Source organism: Luteococcus sp. H101 (genome assembly GCF_038433155.1).
GTDB lineage: Bacteria > Actinomycetota > Actinomycetes > Propionibacteriales > Propionibacteriaceae > Luteococcus.
Genome location: NZ_JBCDMW010000026.1, coordinates 17,823 through 32,186, shown reverse-complemented (window position 1 = coordinate 32,186; position 14,364 = coordinate 17,823). Strand labels below are relative to the sequence as shown.

16 protein-coding genes and 1 tRNA gene are annotated in these 14,364 nt (G+C 70.1%); 11 read left to right on the top strand and 6 right to left on the bottom strand.

Features of this window, described 5'->3' with window-relative positions; all coding sequences use genetic code 11:
- Positions 1–42: 42 nt before the first annotated feature.
- The 3 genes from AAEX60_RS11090 to AAEX60_RS11080 are packed head-to-tail and all read right to left on the bottom strand — an operon-like array spanning position 43 to position 1,855.
- Positions 43–729 (bottom strand): DUF3618 domain-containing protein, encoded by a 687-nt coding sequence (locus tag AAEX60_RS11090; protein WP_342103483.1) that lies wholly within the window; start codon positions 727–729, stop codon positions 43–45.
- Positions 726–1,169, bottom strand: coding sequence for a phage holin family protein (locus AAEX60_RS11085; RefSeq protein WP_342103481.1), 444 nt, complete (start codon positions 1,167–1,169; stop codon positions 726–728). Before AAEX60_RS11085 ends, AAEX60_RS11090 begins: the two co-directional genes overlap by 4 nt.
- Positions 1,166–1,855: a hypothetical protein gene (locus AAEX60_RS11080; protein WP_342103480.1), complete on the bottom strand. Its 690-nt coding sequence runs from the start codon at positions 1,853–1,855 to the stop codon at positions 1,166–1,168. The genes AAEX60_RS11085 and AAEX60_RS11080 overlap by 4 nt, the downstream gene beginning before the upstream one ends.
- 111 nt (positions 1,856–1,966) lie before the next feature.
- Between AAEX60_RS11080 and AAEX60_RS11075 the strand changes: the two genes are divergently transcribed.
- Both AAEX60_RS11075 and AAEX60_RS11070 read left to right on the top strand, forming a co-directional pair.
- A complete protein-coding gene (locus AAEX60_RS11075; protein WP_342103479.1) occupies positions 1,967–2,173 on the top strand; it encodes a hypothetical protein in 207 nt (68 codons plus the stop codon).
- Positions 2,174–2,204: 31 nt separating this feature from the next.
- Positions 2,205–3,110, top strand: a complete 906-nt coding sequence (locus AAEX60_RS11070; RefSeq protein ID WP_342103478.1) for an AEC family transporter — start codon at positions 2,205–2,207, stop codon at positions 3,108–3,110.
- A 14-nt stretch (positions 3,111–3,124) separates the two neighbouring features.
- Here the strand turns inward: AAEX60_RS11070 and AAEX60_RS11065 are convergent, their stop codons facing one another.
- Positions 3,125–4,510, bottom strand: a complete 1,386-nt coding sequence (locus tag AAEX60_RS11065; RefSeq protein ID WP_342103477.1) for an alpha,alpha-trehalose-phosphate synthase (UDP-forming) — start codon at positions 4,508–4,510, stop codon at positions 3,125–3,127.
- 108 nt (positions 4,511–4,618) lie between these two features.
- Here AAEX60_RS11065 and otsB point away from each other — a divergent pair, with 108 nt between their 5' ends.
- The 4 genes from otsB to AAEX60_RS11045 all read left to right on the top strand — a co-directional run bounded on the left by otsB (position 4,619) and on the right by AAEX60_RS11045 (position 7,418).
- Entirely contained in the window at positions 4,619–5,527 is a 909-nt protein-coding gene (gene otsB, locus AAEX60_RS11060; protein ID WP_342103475.1) for a trehalose-phosphatase, read from the top strand.
- Between the two features lie 71 nt (positions 5,528–5,598).
- Positions 5,599–6,882 carry a TrpB-like pyridoxal phosphate-dependent enzyme gene (locus AAEX60_RS11055; RefSeq protein ID WP_342103474.1) on the top strand — a complete coding sequence of 428 codons (1,284 nt, stop codon included), beginning with the start codon at positions 5,599–5,601 and terminating at the stop codon, positions 6,880–6,882.
- A gap of 70 nt (positions 6,883–6,952) precedes the next feature.
- A tRNA-Ile gene (locus tag AAEX60_RS11050) sits at positions 6,953–7,029 on the top strand.
- A 167-nt stretch (positions 7,030–7,196) separates the two neighbouring features.
- A complete protein-coding gene (locus tag AAEX60_RS11045) occupies positions 7,197–7,418 on the top strand; it encodes an amphi-Trp domain-containing protein (RefSeq protein ID WP_342103472.1) in 222 nt (73 codons plus the stop codon).
- Positions 7,419–7,438: 20 nt separating this feature from the next.
- Here AAEX60_RS11045 and AAEX60_RS11040 read toward each other — a convergent pair whose 3' ends face one another.
- Entirely contained in the window at positions 7,439–8,239 is an 801-nt protein-coding gene (locus tag AAEX60_RS11040) for an HAD family hydrolase (protein WP_342103470.1), read from the bottom strand.
- Positions 8,239–9,051 carry a hypothetical protein gene (locus AAEX60_RS11035; protein ID WP_342103588.1) on the bottom strand — a complete coding sequence of 271 codons (813 nt, stop codon included), beginning with the start codon at positions 9,049–9,051 and terminating at the stop codon, positions 8,239–8,241. Before AAEX60_RS11035 ends, AAEX60_RS11040 begins: the two co-directional genes overlap by 1 nt.
- A 402-nt stretch (positions 9,052–9,453) precedes the next feature.
- On the opposite strand from AAEX60_RS11035, the gene AAEX60_RS11030 reads away from it, so the two are divergent.
- The 5 genes from AAEX60_RS11030 to AAEX60_RS11010 are packed head-to-tail and all read left to right on the top strand — an operon-like array spanning position 9,454 to position 14,342.
- Complete coding sequence (locus AAEX60_RS11030; protein ID WP_342103586.1) at positions 9,454–10,578, top strand: AAA family ATPase; 1,125 nt, start codon at positions 9,454–9,456, stop codon at positions 10,576–10,578.
- A 3-nt stretch (positions 10,579–10,581) separates the two neighbouring features.
- Positions 10,582–11,646: a DUF58 domain-containing protein gene (locus AAEX60_RS11025; RefSeq protein ID WP_342103469.1), complete on the top strand. Its 1,065-nt coding sequence runs from the start codon at positions 10,582–10,584 to the stop codon at positions 11,644–11,646.
- 8 nt (positions 11,647–11,654) lie between these two features.
- The gene (locus AAEX60_RS11020) at positions 11,655–12,626 is read left to right on the top strand and encodes a VWA domain-containing protein (RefSeq protein WP_446721315.1); all 972 of its coding nucleotides are present in this window, start codon (positions 11,655–11,657) and stop codon (positions 12,624–12,626) included.
- Positions 12,626–13,594 carry a VWA domain-containing protein gene (locus AAEX60_RS11015; protein ID WP_446721313.1) on the top strand — a complete coding sequence of 323 codons (969 nt, stop codon included), beginning with the start codon at positions 12,626–12,628 and terminating at the stop codon, positions 13,592–13,594. The genes AAEX60_RS11020 and AAEX60_RS11015 overlap by 1 nt, the downstream gene beginning before the upstream one ends.
- Positions 13,595–13,637: 43 nt before the next feature.
- Positions 13,638–14,342, top strand: coding sequence for a YggS family pyridoxal phosphate-dependent enzyme (locus tag AAEX60_RS11010; RefSeq protein ID WP_342103466.1), 705 nt, complete (start codon positions 13,638–13,640; stop codon positions 14,340–14,342).
- The last annotated feature ends 22 nt before the right edge of the window (positions 14,343–14,364 follow it).

Below are 14,364 nucleotides of genomic sequence, written 5' to 3'. Positions count from 1 at the left end.
GGAATCCGGCCGGGCACCACAGCAGATGGACAGGTCCGCGGGTCACTTCTGGATGTCGTCCCGGGCCTGGTCCTTCACGGAATCCTTGGCCTGCTTGGCCTGGTCCTTGACGTCCTCGGTGGACTGCTTGGCCTGGGCCGCGACGTCGTCCTTGGCGGAGGTGGCCTCCTGCTTGACCGTCTGGGCCGCGTCGGTGGCGGTCTCCTTGACCGACTGCACCGCCTCCTGGGCGGGCGCCTGCAGGGACTGGACGGTGTCCTGGGCCACCTGCTTGGCCTGCTCCAGGTGGGGCTCCGCCTGCTCCTTGGCCTGCTCGACATAGCGCTTCTCGGCCTTGGTGGCGGGCAGCATGCCGCCCACCAGGGCGCCCAGACCGAAGGCGATCAGGCCGGCGGCCAGCGGGTTGCCGCGGGTGCGCTGCTTCACGGTGGCGGGGGTTCCGGCCAGGTTCTGCTGGGCCTGGTCCATCGCCCCGGCTGCCCGGTCCCGGGCCTGCTGCAGGCCGTCGGAGGCCTGGCCGGCCAGCCCCTCGTCGCGGAAGTCGTCCTCGCTGCCGAAGACCTTCTCCTTGACCTGGGTCACCTTCCCGGCGACCTCCTGCTTGGCCTTGTCCACCTGGTTCTGGGCCACGGTCTTGGGGTTGGCGTTGTCGGCCAGCGCGTTGACGTCCTGGCTCAGGTTGGCGCGCGTGCGCTCAATGTCATGCCGGATCTGCTCGGGATTGCTCATCGGTTCCTCTCCTCGTGCCCCTTCAGGGCATCGGGAATCTGCTTGGCGGTCTCAGTGGTCTGGGGGAGGCCGTTTACCTCCTGCAGGGACTTCTTTCCGGTCAGGCCGAGGACCGTCGCGATGACGCCCCACAGCACGGCCAGGATCAGCCCGGACCAACCCAACGCGGGGTGGTCATGATTTCCGATCAGGATGGCAATGGTCCACCACAGGCCGAGCGAGGCGAACAGCAGAGCCAAGTGGGCAGTGATACCGGCCCCGGCGAGCATGCCCGCGCCCTTGCCGGCGCGGCCGGCATCCTGCTTGAGCTCGGCCTTGGCCAGCTCCAACTCCTGGTGCACCAGGGTGCTGAAGTTCTGGCTCAGATCGCCGACGATCTCGCCGATCGACCGGTCATCCTGGGAGCCGCCGACGGGCGGTTGGGCCAGGGGAGTGCTCATCGCAGACCACCGTCGGCCAGGTAGGGATCGGTGACGGTCGGGTTGGCCAGGGCGGGGTTGACCGGGGCAGGGTCGGCCGCCACCGGCGGGTAGGCCTCGTGGGTCACCACGCGCTGCGGGTACTGGGTGTTGGCCAGCTGGGGAGCCTGGTCTTCCTGGGCCAGCTCCCGGGTGCCGCGGGCCAGGCGCCCGGCCAGCAGACCGGCACCGGCGGCCAGGGCCAGGAAGGTGGTGGGCTTGCGGGCGGCGAAACGACGCACCTCGCGCAGTACATCATCCGGTTCGTGGTGTTCCAGCCACCCGGCCAGATTCTGCCCCCGGCCAGCCAGGTCGCCGGCCAGCTGGGCCACTGGGCCACTGGCAGAGGACTCGCTGGTCAGCTGTCGCATCTCGTCGCTGAGGGCTCGCACGGTGCCAGCCAGGGCAGTCTGGCCCTCCCCGGCGCGGCCGCGCAGTTCACCGGCGGTGGTGTCCAGCAGGCCGCGGATCTGGTCCTTGGCCTCGCCGGCCACGTCGGCGGCCTGCTGCTTGGCCTGATCGGTCACCTGGCGCGTGGCATCGACGGCCTGGTCCTTGACCTCGGACGCCTGCTGCTTGCCGGTCTCGCCCAGCTGCTGGGCCTCCAGCCGAGCCTGTTCCTTGGTGGGTGACTCTTGGTTGGGGGACTTCTTCGTGGGATTGCTCATGCTTCCTTTGTAGGGCCGGCCGTGTCACCAGAGCCACCGAGAACAGCCTTTTCCATCCTTTGGGGTGAGGTGATTTCGCCGTGGGCAGAGTATTCGCCCTAGTCTGGTCCCATGTCTGAACCGGTGTTCTTTGAATTCGCGTCGGTGGAGAAGGCCCGCGCGGCCGTGTCCACCGCCACCGAGCGGAACCTGCACGTCGAGCTGCACGACGACGGCGGGCCCGTCCGGGTGGCGGTGCGGCAGCAGGACCTGGAAGAGCTCGAGGTGACGATGCTGCGTCACGGCGGGCACCTGCGGGAACCGCAGCAGGGGGCTTGAGCCCCCGGGTGAGGCCGGCGGTGGTCGCCTGATGGACATCCTGGTCAAGGCCCTGTCCCTGGTGGCGATCATCGCTGTCGGTTTCTGGATCAAACGGCTCGGGTGGGTACGGGCCAGCGACTTCGAGCTGTTCGCCAAGATCGTGCTGCGGATCACCCTGCCCTGCGCGCTGATCACCTCCTTCAACCAGCACCAGATCCCGCTGCCCCTGCTCGGGTTGGCCGGGCTGGGGCTGGCCGTCAACCTGGTGCTGCAGGTGACCGCTCTGACAATGGAGCGCCGCCGGGGCCGCCAGGCGCAGGCCTTCGCGGTGATCAACCTGCCCAGCTTCAACATGGGCGCCTTCGCGACGCCCTACCTGGCCGGATTCATGGGACCCGCCGCCGTGGTCCAGGCCAGCATCTTCGACATCGGCAATGCCCTGGGGGCCGCCGGGATCGGCTACGCCTGGGGCACCGGCCTGGCGGACGAGAGCCGCCGCACCACCGTGGGCCGCTTCCTGCGGGCAATGTTCAGCTCGGTGGTCTTCGACGTCTACATCGCCCTGCTGCTGCTCAACCTGGCGCACGTGCGGCTTCCCGACGCCGTGATCACCTTCACCTCCACTGTGGGCGCGGCCAACACCTTTCTGGCCATGCTGATGATCGGTGTGGGGCTGGAGGTGGGGTTGGACGGCGACCGCTTCCGGCAGGCCGGCCGCTACCTGGGGGTGCGCTACCTGGTCTGCGCGCTGTGCGCCGCGGCGGTCTGGTTCCTGCCGGTGCCGCGCGAATACCGGGTGCTGGTGGCCATGGTGCTGTTCGCCCCCGTGGCCTCCATGACACCCGGCTTCACCGCCCAGATCCGGGGTGACGTGCAGTTGAGCACCCTGATGAACAGCGTCAGCATCTTGGTGGGGATGGTGATGCTGCCGGTCGTCCTGCTGGTGCTGGGCTGAGCGCCCCCGCGGTCTCAGCCCGCCAGGTCGGTCAGGAAGTCATTGGCCCAGTCGTCGATCTGGTGGGAGAAGACCTGCTTGCGCAGCGCCCGGATCCGACGGGAGCGGTTGGCGCGGGTGTCATTGACCGCCCGCATGATGGTCTGCTTCATCCCGTTCAGGTCGTGCGGATTGCACTGGTAGGCCTGCTTCATCTCCCGCGCCGCGCCGGCGAACTCGCTCAACACCAGGGCGCCGTTGTTGTCGCCATGGCAGGCGACGTACTCCTTGGCAACCAGGTTCATCCCGTCGCGCAGGGGAGTGACCACCATGATGTCGGCAATGGAGTACATGGCCGCCATGGAGGTGCGGGGGTAGGAGTCGTGCCGGTAGACGATCGCCGGGCTGCCCAGCGGCCCCACCTTGGAATTGATCCGGCCCACCAGCAGGTCGATGTCGTCGCGCAGCTTGCGGTATTCCTCCACCCGCTCCCGCGACGGGGTGGCCACCTGCAGGAAGCGCACCTCGTCGGGATCCAGCTGGCCGGACTGGAAGAGCTCCCCGACGGCCCGGATCCGCTGCCGCAGCCCCTTGGTGTAGTCCAGCCGGTCGACGCCCAGCAGGATGGTCTTCGGGTTGCCAAGGTCCTCGCGCAGCTGCTGGGCCTCGGCCACCACGTCAGGATCCTCGGCCAGCGCCTTGAACCCGTCGGCGTCGATCGAGATGGGGTAGGCCTTGGCCAGCACCGTGCGCCCGTCGGGCATGGAGATGGTCTCCCGGCTCACCTGCACCCCGGACAGGCGCTTGGCCAACCGGACGAAGTTGGCGGCCCCGCCGGGCAGCTGGAAGCCAATCAGGTCGGCGCCCAGGAGGCCCTCCACCAGCTCCTTGCGCCAGGGCAGCTGCTGGAAGAGTTCCTTGGGCGGGAAGGGGATGTGCAGGAAGAAGCCGATCCGCAGGTCCGGGCGCAGCTCGCGCAGCATGGTGGGCACCAGGTGCAGCTGATAGTCCTGCACCCACACGGTGGCGCCCTGGGCGGCCACGTCGGCGGCGGCCTGCGCGAAGCGCCGGTTGACCTCGCGGTAGCAGTCCCACCATTCGCGGTGGAATTCCGGTGGGGCGACCACGTCATGGTAGAGCGGCCACAGCGTGGCATTGCTGAAGCCCTCGTAGAAGTCCTCGACGTCGTGCGTGCTCAGTGGCACCGGGACAATCTGGTAGCCCTCATGGGTGAAGCCGTCGATGGTCTCGTCCGGGGCACCGTGCCACCCGATCCAGGCGCCGCCCTTGCGCTTCATCACCGGCTCCAGGGCGGTGACCAGTCCCCCGGGGGAGGTCCGCCAGATGGGTTCCCCATCGGGCCCGGTCTTGCGGTCAACGGGCAGGCGGTTGGCGACGACGACGAAGTCTGCGGTGTTCATCTGTTCCCTCACATCCCTGAGATGGTTCGCTTCGACCCTATCCCTCCACCAATTCAACGGCCCCCACCCTTTGGGTGGAATTGGCCGGGTTCGTGGCAGGCTGGAGCCATGAGTTCGATGTCGCACCATGTATCCGGCAACCTGATCCAGCCCGACGACTTTCCGGCCCCCGGCGAGTGGTTCCCGGTCACCCCGGACGGCGAACAGGCCATCGCGGCGATCGTCGCGGACCCCGGCAACACGCTGCTGGCCAGTGACTTCGACGGCACCCTGTCCGGAATCGTGCCCCGGCCCGAGGATGCCGTGATCAATCCCGACGCCCGGGAGGCCTTCGCCACCCTGGGCGGACGGCTGGGGCAGATCGCCATCGTCACCGGCCGTCCGGTGGCGGCCGCCCGGGAACTGGGCCGGCTGGACGAGCACGACGGGTTCTCCCGGCTGGTGCTGCTGGGCCAGTACTCCCAGGAGCAGTGGGACGCCGCCAGCGGCGAGCTGACCATGCCGCCGGTGCCGGAGGGCGTCGCCCTGGCCCGGGAGGAACTGGGTGAGCTGCTGGCCGCCCCCGACGCGCCGGTGGACCTGTCCGGCGTGGTGCTGGAGGACAAGGGCCGGGCCATCGGGGTGCACACCCGTCGGGCCAGCGATCCGTCCGGCGCCCTGGCCTGGCTGGAGCAGCCCGTCGCCAAGATCGCCGAGAAGCACGGCCTGGTGGTGGAACCCGGGCGCAATGTGATTGAGCTGCGTTCCTCCAGCACCACCAAGGGCGACGGGATCGACGCCCTGGTCACCCGCTTCCACCCGGCGGTGCTGGTGATGATGGGCGATGACCTGGGTGACCTGGCGGCCTTCGCCCGGATCAAGCAGCTGCGCGAGCAGGGCGTCACTGGGGTGTGCGTGGTGGCTGCCTCGGTGGAGCAGCCCACCGTGGCGGAGCAGGCCGACGTGTTGTGCGGCGGCCCGGAAGGGATCGCGGCCTGGATGCAGGAGCTGATCCGGGCACTGGACAAGGCCTCCTGAGCGTCCCGGCTTGGCTAGTCTCGGCCCGACGGGGAGGCAGAGGCCGCCCGGGATCGGACGAGGAGGTCACGATGGAGGCGCAGCTCGGCACCGGGGAACAGGTCCCCAGCACGGTTCCCACCCACTGGTACAACCTGGCCGCGGACTTCCCGGAGCCGATGGCCCCGGCGCTGAACCCGGCCACCCGGGAGCCGCTTGCCCCGCAGGACCTGGCCCCGCTGTTCCCGATGGCCCTGATCCAGCAGGAAGCGGCCACCGAGCGGTGGATCGAGATTCCGCAGCCCGTGCGGGAGGTCTATGCCAAGTGGCGCCCCTCGCCGCTGATCCGCGCCACCCGGTTGGAGGCTGCCCTGGGGACCGGGGCCCGGATCTACTACAAGTACGAGGGCGTCAGCCCCGCCGGCTCCCACAAGCCCAACACCGCCATTCCCCAGGCCTGGTACAACAAGCAGGAGGGCATCACCAAGCTCACCACCGAGACCGGCGCCGGCCAGTGGGGCGCCTCGCTGAGCCTGGCCTGCGCGCTGTTCGACATGACCTGCGAGGTCTGGCAGGTGCGTTCCTCCTATGACTCCAAGCCCTATCGGCGGGCCCAGATGGAGGTCTATGGCAGTGTCTGCCACCCGTCGCCCAGCGAGCTGACCGAGGCCGGCCGCACAATGCTGGCCGACCACCCGGACACCACCGGCAGCCTGGGGATGGCGATCAGCGAGGCGGTCGAGGTGGCGGCGCAGCACGACGACGTGCACTACGCGCTGGGCAGCGTGCTGAACCACGTGATGCTGCACCAGACGGTGATCGGGATCGAGGCGCTGGAGCAGCTCACGCAGGCGGGGGAGAAGCAGGCCGACGTGGTCTTCGCCTGTGCCGGTGGCGGCTCCAACCTGGCCGGGCTGACTTTCCCGCTGATCGGGCAGAACCTGCGCGAGGGCACCACCACCCGCTTCGTGGCCTGTGAGCCGGCCGCCTGCCCGTCGCTCACCCAGGGCGAGTTCCGCTATGACTACGGCGACGTGGCCGGGCTGACCCCGATGCTGAAGATGCACACCCTGGGCTCGGACTTCGTGCCGCCCGCCATCCACTCCGGCGGCCTGCGCTACCACGGCATGTCCCCGATGGTCTCGCACGCGGTCAACCTGGGCCTGATGGCGGCCACCGCCGTGGAGCAGGACGACGCCTTTGCCGCCGGCCTGCAGTTTGCCCGCACCGAGGGGATCATCCCGGCGCCGGAGTCCACCCACGCCGTCGCGGAGGCCATCAAGTACGCCCGGACCGCGGCCGACGGCGAGGTGATCCTGTTCGGCCTGTCCGGCAACGGGGTGCTGGACCTGGTGGCCTACGAGGACTACGTCTGAGTTGCCGGGGCCTCCACTGCTGACCACCGAGTCCGGGAGCTGCTCCCGAGGCGATAGGCTGCCTCTTCATGCGGCGTTAGCTCAGCCGGTCAGAGCAGGGGACTCATAATCCCTGGGTCGTGGGTTCGAGCCCCACACGCCGCACCACAGACACGCCACGAGGCGGCAGTTTCGCGCGCCAGGACAGCAGGGCGCGCGATCCCGACACTGGGCGCGCGAAGCTTCAGCCACCAGGCGCAGGGTTGGTGAGCCATCGCATCGTGGCGCGCGAAACTGACACCCCGCATGCCCCGAATGTCTGATGGGATGGAGCCATGGGTGACGAACTCTATGAGAACGAGACCGAACAGACCATGACCCGGGAGGAGGCGGCCGCCCGGCTACGCGAGATTGCCGACGACCTGTCCCGGCACAACCAGTTGCGGGTGAGCCACGGGGACCGGGAGGTGGTGGTGCCGGTGCCCAAGCGGGTGACGCTGGAGGTGGAGCTGGAGGCCGGCGAGGAGTCCGAGCTGGAGATCACCATCAGCTGGTGACGCCCATCGGCTGGTGACCCTCAGTCTCCGGCGAGCAGGGCCTCCAGGGTGCGGCCGACGCCGGAGTCGTCGTGCCCGCCAGCCGTCGGGAAACCGGCGGCGCGCAGCAGCGGATGGGCGTCGGCCATCGCATAGCCGTGGCCGACGGCGTGCAGCATCGCCAGGTCATTGGGCATGTCCCCGAAGGCCACCGCGTCGGCCAGGTCGACGCCCAGTTCGTCGGCCAACCGGGTCAGCGTCGCGGCCTTGGTGACCCCCAGCGCGGAGACCTCCAACAGGGCCGTCGGCCCGGCGATGGACCAGGTACAGGTGAGCTGCCCGTCGCAGACCGGCAACAGCAGCTCGGCCAGCGCGTCGCAGTCCCGGTCCTGGGAGGTGACCAGCAGCTTCACGAAGGGGCGCTGGGCCAGCGCGTCCAGCGGGCCGATCACGTCGGCCTCCACCAGGTCACCGCGCAGGGGTGAACCCGGCTCGCGGCCCCAGCCGATCCCGTACTCGACGGCGAAGTGGATCTCCGGCGCCAGCTCCCGCATCCGGTGGGCCACGTCCAGACAGGTCTGGGTGGGCACCGGATCGGATTCCAGGATCCGTTCGGCGGCCAGGTCATAGACCACGGCGCCATTGCTGGCGATCACGAACGGGCGGGTGTCGCGCACCGGCTCCAGGCACTGCAACCAGCGGGCCGGACGCCCGGTGGCCACCGCGAAGGGAATCCCCAGCTCGGCCAGCCGGTGCACCGCCGCGGCATTGCGTGCGCTCACCTGCTTGTCGGTGCCCAGGAAGGTGCCGTCCAGGTCCGAGGCCACCAGCGAGGGCCGCATCACAACCTCCGGTTCGGCGTCGGCGTGCCGGCCTCACCGGACGCGCTGCCCGAGGGATTGGCCGACTCCATCGAGGGAGAATCGCTCGGCTTGGTGGGCTCGCCGCTGTCGCTCGGGCTGGGTGAGCCGGACGAGGGCGACGGGGAACCCGACGAGGGCGACGGGGAACCCGACGAGGGCGAGGGCGATCCCGACGACGGCGACGGGGAACCGGACGACGGGGACGGCGACGCCGAGGACGGCGGCGGGGTCCCCGAGGAGGGCGGCGGGCTCTGCGAGGAGCTCGGCGGCGGAGTGGTCGGGATCGGCGGCGGCGGGGGAGCCGGCGGCTTGTTCTGGAAGAGCAGCACCGCAATCAGCAGCGCCAGCGCCGAGAGCAGGATCATCAACAGCCAGCTGACCAGCAGGGACATCCAACCCGCCCGGTCGGTGCGGCCCGGCCAGGGCAGCGGCCAGGCCCGCCAGGTGCCCGGCTGGGAATCGTCGATCCAGTGCAGCCGGTAGTCCGGCCCGGCCGGGTCACCGAGGTGTCGGGTGGTGGACAGGTCGACGCTGCGCAGCAGCCGCTCGACCTCCGCCACCGCGGCATCGCTGCCGTCATAGGCCAGCGCCACCCACGGGGCCAGCGGCTGGTCGCCCGGGTCGGTCGGATGGTCGGAATCGGGGATGAAGCGGTGACCCAGCCGGCCCTCGTCCTGGCCCCGTCCGCCGCGGGCCACCACCGTGTCGATGTGCAGCTTGTTCACCTCGCCCGCCAGCCGCTCCCGGCTGGCGTCGTCCTCGGCGGCGCCGTGCGCCAGCATCAGGAGCATCACCTGGCGGTGCACCCCCTTGGCATCCACCCCGTGGGCGAGGTACCCGACGCCGGGTGGACCGGCCACCAGCCGGGCATCCAGCCAGAAGGGGCCCACCTTGGGCGGATCCGACGGCAGCAGGGGCGCGGCGAAGGGCCCCGGTGCGCCCGCCACCGGCGGTGCGGACGGGGGCTGCTGCTGGTCTGGGCCGGGCCGCTGCTCGGGGCCGGGCTGGGGCAGGTCGTCGGACATCGGGTCCATCTCACCACATCCGGCCAAGTCACGGCGCGCCTGCGCTTCTGGACGCAAGGTATCGTGGCCGGTACGTGCCCGAAGCCGCACCCATCCAGGAGACATCGCGTGAGCAGCACCCCCGACGCCGCCCCCGGCGGCCCGACCAACCAGCCCACCCCGGGCGGCATGACCAACAAGCAGGCCGCCGAGCTGCTGGGCGAGGCCATCGCCCAGGTGCAGCGGGTGATCGTCGGTCAGGAACACATGGTGGAGCAGCTGATGGTGGGGCTGCTGGCCAAGGGCCACATCCTGCTGGAGGGCGTGCCCGGCGTCGCCAAGACCCTGGCGGTGCGCAGCTTCGCCACCGTCGTCGGCGGCGAGTTCGCCCGCGTCCAGTTCACCCCGGACCTGGTGCCCTCCGACATCGTCGGCACCCGGATCTACTCCGCCTCCAAGGAGTCCTTCGACATCGAGCTGGGGCCGGTCTTCGTGAACTTCGTGCTGGCCGACGAGATCAACCGCGCCCCCGCCAAGGTCCAGTCCGCGATGTTGGAGCTGATGGCGGAGAAGCAGGTCTCCATCGCCGGCCACACCTACCCGGCGAAGAAGCCCTTCATCGTGATCGCCACCCAGAACCCCGTCGAGTCGGAGGGTGTCTACCCGCTGCCCGAGGCCCAGCGCGACCGCTTCCTGCTGAAGGTGGACGTGCCCTACCCGCGCGGCAATGAGGAGTTCGAGATCCTGCGGCGGATGTCGGTCACCCCGCCCGAGCCCACCAATGTGCTGAACCCGGACACGGTGCTGCAGCTGCAGGACATGGCCAGCAATGTCTTCGTGCACAACCTCGTCGCCGAATACATCGTGCGCCTGGTGCTGGCCACCCGCACGCCGGCGGACTTCGGCATGCCCGACCTGACCAGCGTGATCCAGATCGGTTGCTCCCCGCGCGCCACGCTCGGCCTGGTGGCCGCCGCCCGCGCGCTGGCGCTGATCCACGGCCGGGACTACGTTCTTCCCACCGACGTGCAGGCCGTCGCCCCCGACGTGATGGCCCACCGCCTGGTGCTCGGCTTCGACGCCGTCGCGGACAACATCGCGCCCGGCCAGGTGGTGGAGCGGATCCTGGCCATGGTGCCGCCGCCCACCCCGGTGTGGAATGAGCAGACCCGCAAGCAGCAGCACCAGCAGCACTCGGTGCGCCCGGAGCTCCCGCCCGAGGCTGCCTCCCAGGCCAGCGCCTCGCGGCCCGGCGCGCCCCATGCGCCCCAGACGCCCCAGACGCCCGCCAACCCGTTCAACCCGCAGAACTGATCCATGACCTCTGTTCCGCACTTCGCGCCGCCCCCGCAGTCCCGGGGGGAACTCGACGTCGGGGCCGCCCGCAGCGTGCTGGCGGCGCCGACGGGTGCCACCCTGCCGCTGAGCAAGCTGGCCCCCGAGGCGGCGCTTCGTCGGCTGGAACTGACCATCGTGCGACGGCTGGAGGGTTTCCTGCACGGTGACCACCTGGGCCTGTTGCCCGGGCCCGGTTCCGACGTGAACGACGCCCGGGTCTACCAGCCCGGTCAGGACGACGTGCGCGCCATGGACTGGGCGGTGACTGCCCGCACCACCGTGCCGCACGTCCGCGACACCATGGCTGACCGGGAACTGGAGGTGTGGTCCCTGCTGGATGTCACGCCGTCGATGAACTGGGGCACCGAGGGGGTCACCAAGCGTGACCTGGGGATCGCGGCGATCGCCACCATCGGTTTCCTCAGCCAGCGGATGGGCGACCGTTTCGGCGGGATGATCATGCGCCAGGACAGCCTGAAGCGGCTGCCGCCCAGCTCCGGCCGCACCGCGCTGTACGGGCTGCTGCGCATGATGTTGGACGAGCCGATCGTGCCCGACCACGCGCCGGGCTCCATGACCCTGGCGAAGGGGATCGAGCAGCTGGCCCGCGCGCAGCGCCGCCGCGGCATGCGCGTGGTGGTCAGCGACTTCCTCACCCCCGGCGACGCCGAACTGGACCCCAATGTGGAGCCCGAGTGGGAGCGCGCGCTGCGGCGGCTGGCCGTGCGCAACCAGGTGCTGTGCATCGAGGTGGTGGACAGCCACGAGATCGACTTCCCCGACGTGGGGGAGATGCTGATCAAGGACCCGGAGACCGACTTCGCCCGCTACGTGAACACCTCCGACCCGGCGGCGCGAGAACGGATGAATGCCGCCTCAGCCGCGCAACGGGAGCGGATCAAGATCGCCATGCGCCGGGCTGGCGTCGGGCACATCCAGCTGCGCACGGACCGGGACTGGGTGGAGGACATCGCCCGCTTCGTGCTGGCCTACCGGCGCACCGCGTCGATGCTGCACCAGCCACCGCAGGGGGTGAGCAAGTGAGCCCCACCGTGCTGATCCTGCTGCTCAGCTGGCCGGAGTTCAAGAACCCGGGCCGGCTGTGGAGCCTGGCGATCCTGCCGCTGCTGGTGATCGCCTATCTGCTGGCGCTGCGGCTCAAGGGCCGCACCGGTATCCGCTACACCAACACCGGCGTGTTGGGCGCGATCCTGCCCAAGCAGTCCCAGTGGCGACGCCACCTGGCCGTCGCGATGAGCCTGTGCTCGCTTGTTGCGCTGAGCCTGGCCTGGGCGCGTCCGATGGGTCTGGAGCGGGTGCCGCGGGAGCGGGCCACCGTCGTGGTGGTGATCGATGCGTCACAGTCGATGATGGCCACCGACGTGAAGCCCAACCGGCTGGATGCGGCCAAGAAGGAGGCCAAGGCCTTCATCACCACGCTGCCCGACGGCTTCAACGTCTCCGTGGTGGCGCTGAGCGGCAGCCCGTCGGTGCGGATGCCGCCCAGCGTGGACCGCTCCGCCACCGAACGGGCCATCGACGGCATCCAGCTGCAGGACGGCACCGCCATCGGCGATTCCCTCACCACCAGCCTGAACGCCATCAAGCAGGCCCCGCCCGGCCCGGACAAGAAGCCCGCGCCCGGGCTGGTGGTGCTGCTGTCCGACGGCACCAACACCACTGGCGGGGACGTGGCCGGGGCCGCCGCCCAGGCCCGCTCCGCCAAGGTGCCGGTGCACACCATCGCCTACGGCACTGCCACCGGCTATGTGGACCTGGACGGCAAGCGGGAGCGGGTCCCCCCGGACCCCACCCTGCTGAGGCAGATCTCCAGCGCCACCGGCGGCAAGTCCTGGAGCGCCGGCAGCGCCGATGACCTGAAGGACGTCTACAAGGACGTGAAGAGCCAGGTGGGCTATGAGGAGGTGCGCAAGGAGCGCACCGCCCAGTACGCCCTCTACGCCCTGGCCTTCGCGACGATCGCCGCGCTGGGCGCGGTCTCGATGGCTGCGAGGTGGCCGTGATGCACGACGTGCTCCTGATGACCCAGTTCATGCGCCCGCACCGGCTGTGGTTCCTGCTGTTGGTGCCGGCCATCGCCCTGCTATACCTGCTGCTGAACGGGCGCTTTCGGCCCAGCCCGGCGCGTCGTCACAGCCGGCTTGACCTGGTGATCCCCAAGGACGCCGCGTGGAAGCGGCACGGGGCAGTGGCGCTGGCGCTGGCCTCCCTGGCGGCGCTCGTCGTGGCCTGGGCCATGCCGAAGGCCTACACCAACGTCCCCCGGGACCGGGCCACCATCATCATCACCATCGACGTCTCGCGGTCCATGGTGGCCACCGACGTCGAGCCCAACCGGCTGGCCGCCGCCCAGAGCGCTGCCCAGGCCTTCACCCGCCAGCTGCCGGAACGCTTCAACGTGGCGCTGGTCACCTTTGCCGCCACCACCCAGATGGTGGTGCCGCCCACCACGGATCGGGGCGCGGTGGACCGGGCCATCCAGAACCTGGAGGTGGCCCCGTCGACGGCCATCGGCGACGGGATCTACGCCTCCCTGGACGCCCTGAAGCTGGTGCCACCGGATCCGCAGCACCCCAAGGAGGTGGCCCCGGCCGCCATCGTGCTGCTCTCCGACGGTGCCACCAACATCGGCCGCTCGTCGCTGACCGCGGCCGAGCAGTCCAAGAAGCAGAATGTGCCGGTCTACACCATCGCCTACGGCACCGCCACGGGCTACGTGATGGAGGGCGGCCAGCGCCAGCCGGTGCCGGTCAACCATGCCGAGCTGGCGGCCGTCGCCCGCGCGTCGGGCGGCAAGAAGTTCTCCGCGGCCAGCAAGGACGAGCTGGAGGCGGTCTACAAGACCATCGCCCAGAGCGTCGGTTATGAGAAGGTCTACACCGAGGTCACCGACAGGTATGCCGGGCTGGCGCTGTTGTTCGCGGTGCTCTCCGCCCTGGGGGTCATCTCGCTGGGCGCCCGGTGGCCGTGACCCCGACGGGTTTGCAGGATCGGCAACTGGTTAGGGTCGAAGCATGGGAATGATCGCCGAGAACATCGCCGCCGTCGAGTCCCGGATCGCCCAGGCCTGTTCCGCCTCCGGCCGCGACGTCTCGTCGGTGCGGCTGCTGCCGGTCAGCAAGACCCATCCGATGCCGCTGATCCGCCAGGCCGCGGCCTGCGGCTACCCGCTGTTCGGGGAGAACAAGGTGCAGGAGCTGGTGGCCAAGGCCGCCCAGCTGGAGCCGGCCGATGACTTCGGCTTCTCCGTGATCGGACACCTGCAGACCAACAAGGCCAAGCTGGTGGCCGAGCTGGCCGACGAGTTCCAGGCGCTGGACTCGCTGAGGCTGGCGCGGGAGCTGGACAAGCGGCTGGCCGCGGTGAACCGACGGCTGCCGGTACTGCTGCAGGTGAACACCTCCCGCGAGCCGCAGAAGAATGGGGTGCTGCCCGAGCAGGTGCCCGAGCTGGCCCGCGCCCTGGAGCAGTGCCCCCGGCTGGAGCTGCGCGGCCTGATGACCGTCGCGGTGAACGGGGCGCCGGACCAGGTCACCGCCTGCTTCGACGAGCTGGTCCGGCTGCAGGACCGGCTGCGTTCCGACGAGGTGCTGGGCTCCGACTGGGCCGAACTCAGCATGGGCATGTCCCAGGACCTGGACCTGGCCATCAAGCACGGCTCCACCTGCGTGCGGGTGGGCACCGCCATCTTCGGCGCCCGGGATTATGCGGTCAGCTGACAAGCCCTCGACAGGCTCGGGC

What these genes read in the sequence shown, in the direction of transcription:
- AAEX60_RS11040 (WP_342103470.1), bottom strand. Translation starts at nt 8,239, where the DNA reads ATGCGGCCCTCGCTGGTGGCCTCGGACCTGGACGGCACCTTCCTGGGC.
- AAEX60_RS11090 (WP_342103483.1), bottom strand. Translation starts at nt 729, where the DNA reads ATGAGCAATCCCGAGCAGATCCGGCATGACATTGAGCGCACGCGCGCC.
- otsB (WP_342103475.1), top strand. Translation starts at nt 4,619, where the DNA reads ATGAGTTCGATGTCGCACCATGTATCCGGCAACCTGATCCAGCCCGAC.
- AAEX60_RS11065 (WP_342103477.1), bottom strand. Translation starts at nt 4,510, where the DNA reads ATGAACACCGCAGACTTCGTCGTCGTCGCCAACCGCCTGCCCGTTGAC.
- AAEX60_RS11085 (WP_342103481.1), bottom strand. Translation starts at nt 1,169, where the DNA reads ATGAGCACTCCCCTGGCCCAACCGCCCGTCGGCGGCTCCCAGGATGAC.
- AAEX60_RS11010 (WP_342103466.1), top strand. Translation starts at nt 13,638, where the DNA reads ATGGGAATGATCGCCGAGAACATCGCCGCCGTCGAGTCCCGGATCGCC.
- AAEX60_RS11030 (WP_342103586.1), top strand. Translation starts at nt 9,454, where the DNA reads ATGACCAACAAGCAGGCCGCCGAGCTGCTGGGCGAGGCCATCGCCCAG.
- AAEX60_RS11055 (WP_342103474.1), top strand. Translation starts at nt 5,599, where the DNA reads ATGGAGGCGCAGCTCGGCACCGGGGAACAGGTCCCCAGCACGGTTCCC.
- AAEX60_RS11045 (WP_342103472.1), top strand. Translation starts at nt 7,197, where the DNA reads ATGGGTGACGAACTCTATGAGAACGAGACCGAACAGACCATGACCCGG.
- AAEX60_RS11075 (WP_342103479.1), top strand. Translation starts at nt 1,967, where the DNA reads ATGTCTGAACCGGTGTTCTTTGAATTCGCGTCGGTGGAGAAGGCCCGC.
- AAEX60_RS11080 (WP_342103480.1), bottom strand. Translation starts at nt 1,855, where the DNA reads ATGAGCAATCCCACGAAGAAGTCCCCCAACCAAGAGTCACCCACCAAG.
- AAEX60_RS11035 (WP_342103588.1), bottom strand. Translation starts at nt 9,051, where the DNA reads ATGCTCCTGATGCTGGCGCACGGCGCCGCCGAGGACGACGCCAGCCGG.
- AAEX60_RS11025 (WP_342103469.1), top strand. Translation starts at nt 10,582, where the DNA reads ATGACCTCTGTTCCGCACTTCGCGCCGCCCCCGCAGTCCCGGGGGGAA.
- AAEX60_RS11015 (WP_446721313.1), top strand. Translation starts at nt 12,626, where the DNA reads ATGCACGACGTGCTCCTGATGACCCAGTTCATGCGCCCGCACCGGCTG.
- AAEX60_RS11070 (WP_342103478.1), top strand. Translation starts at nt 2,205, where the DNA reads ATGGACATCCTGGTCAAGGCCCTGTCCCTGGTGGCGATCATCGCTGTC.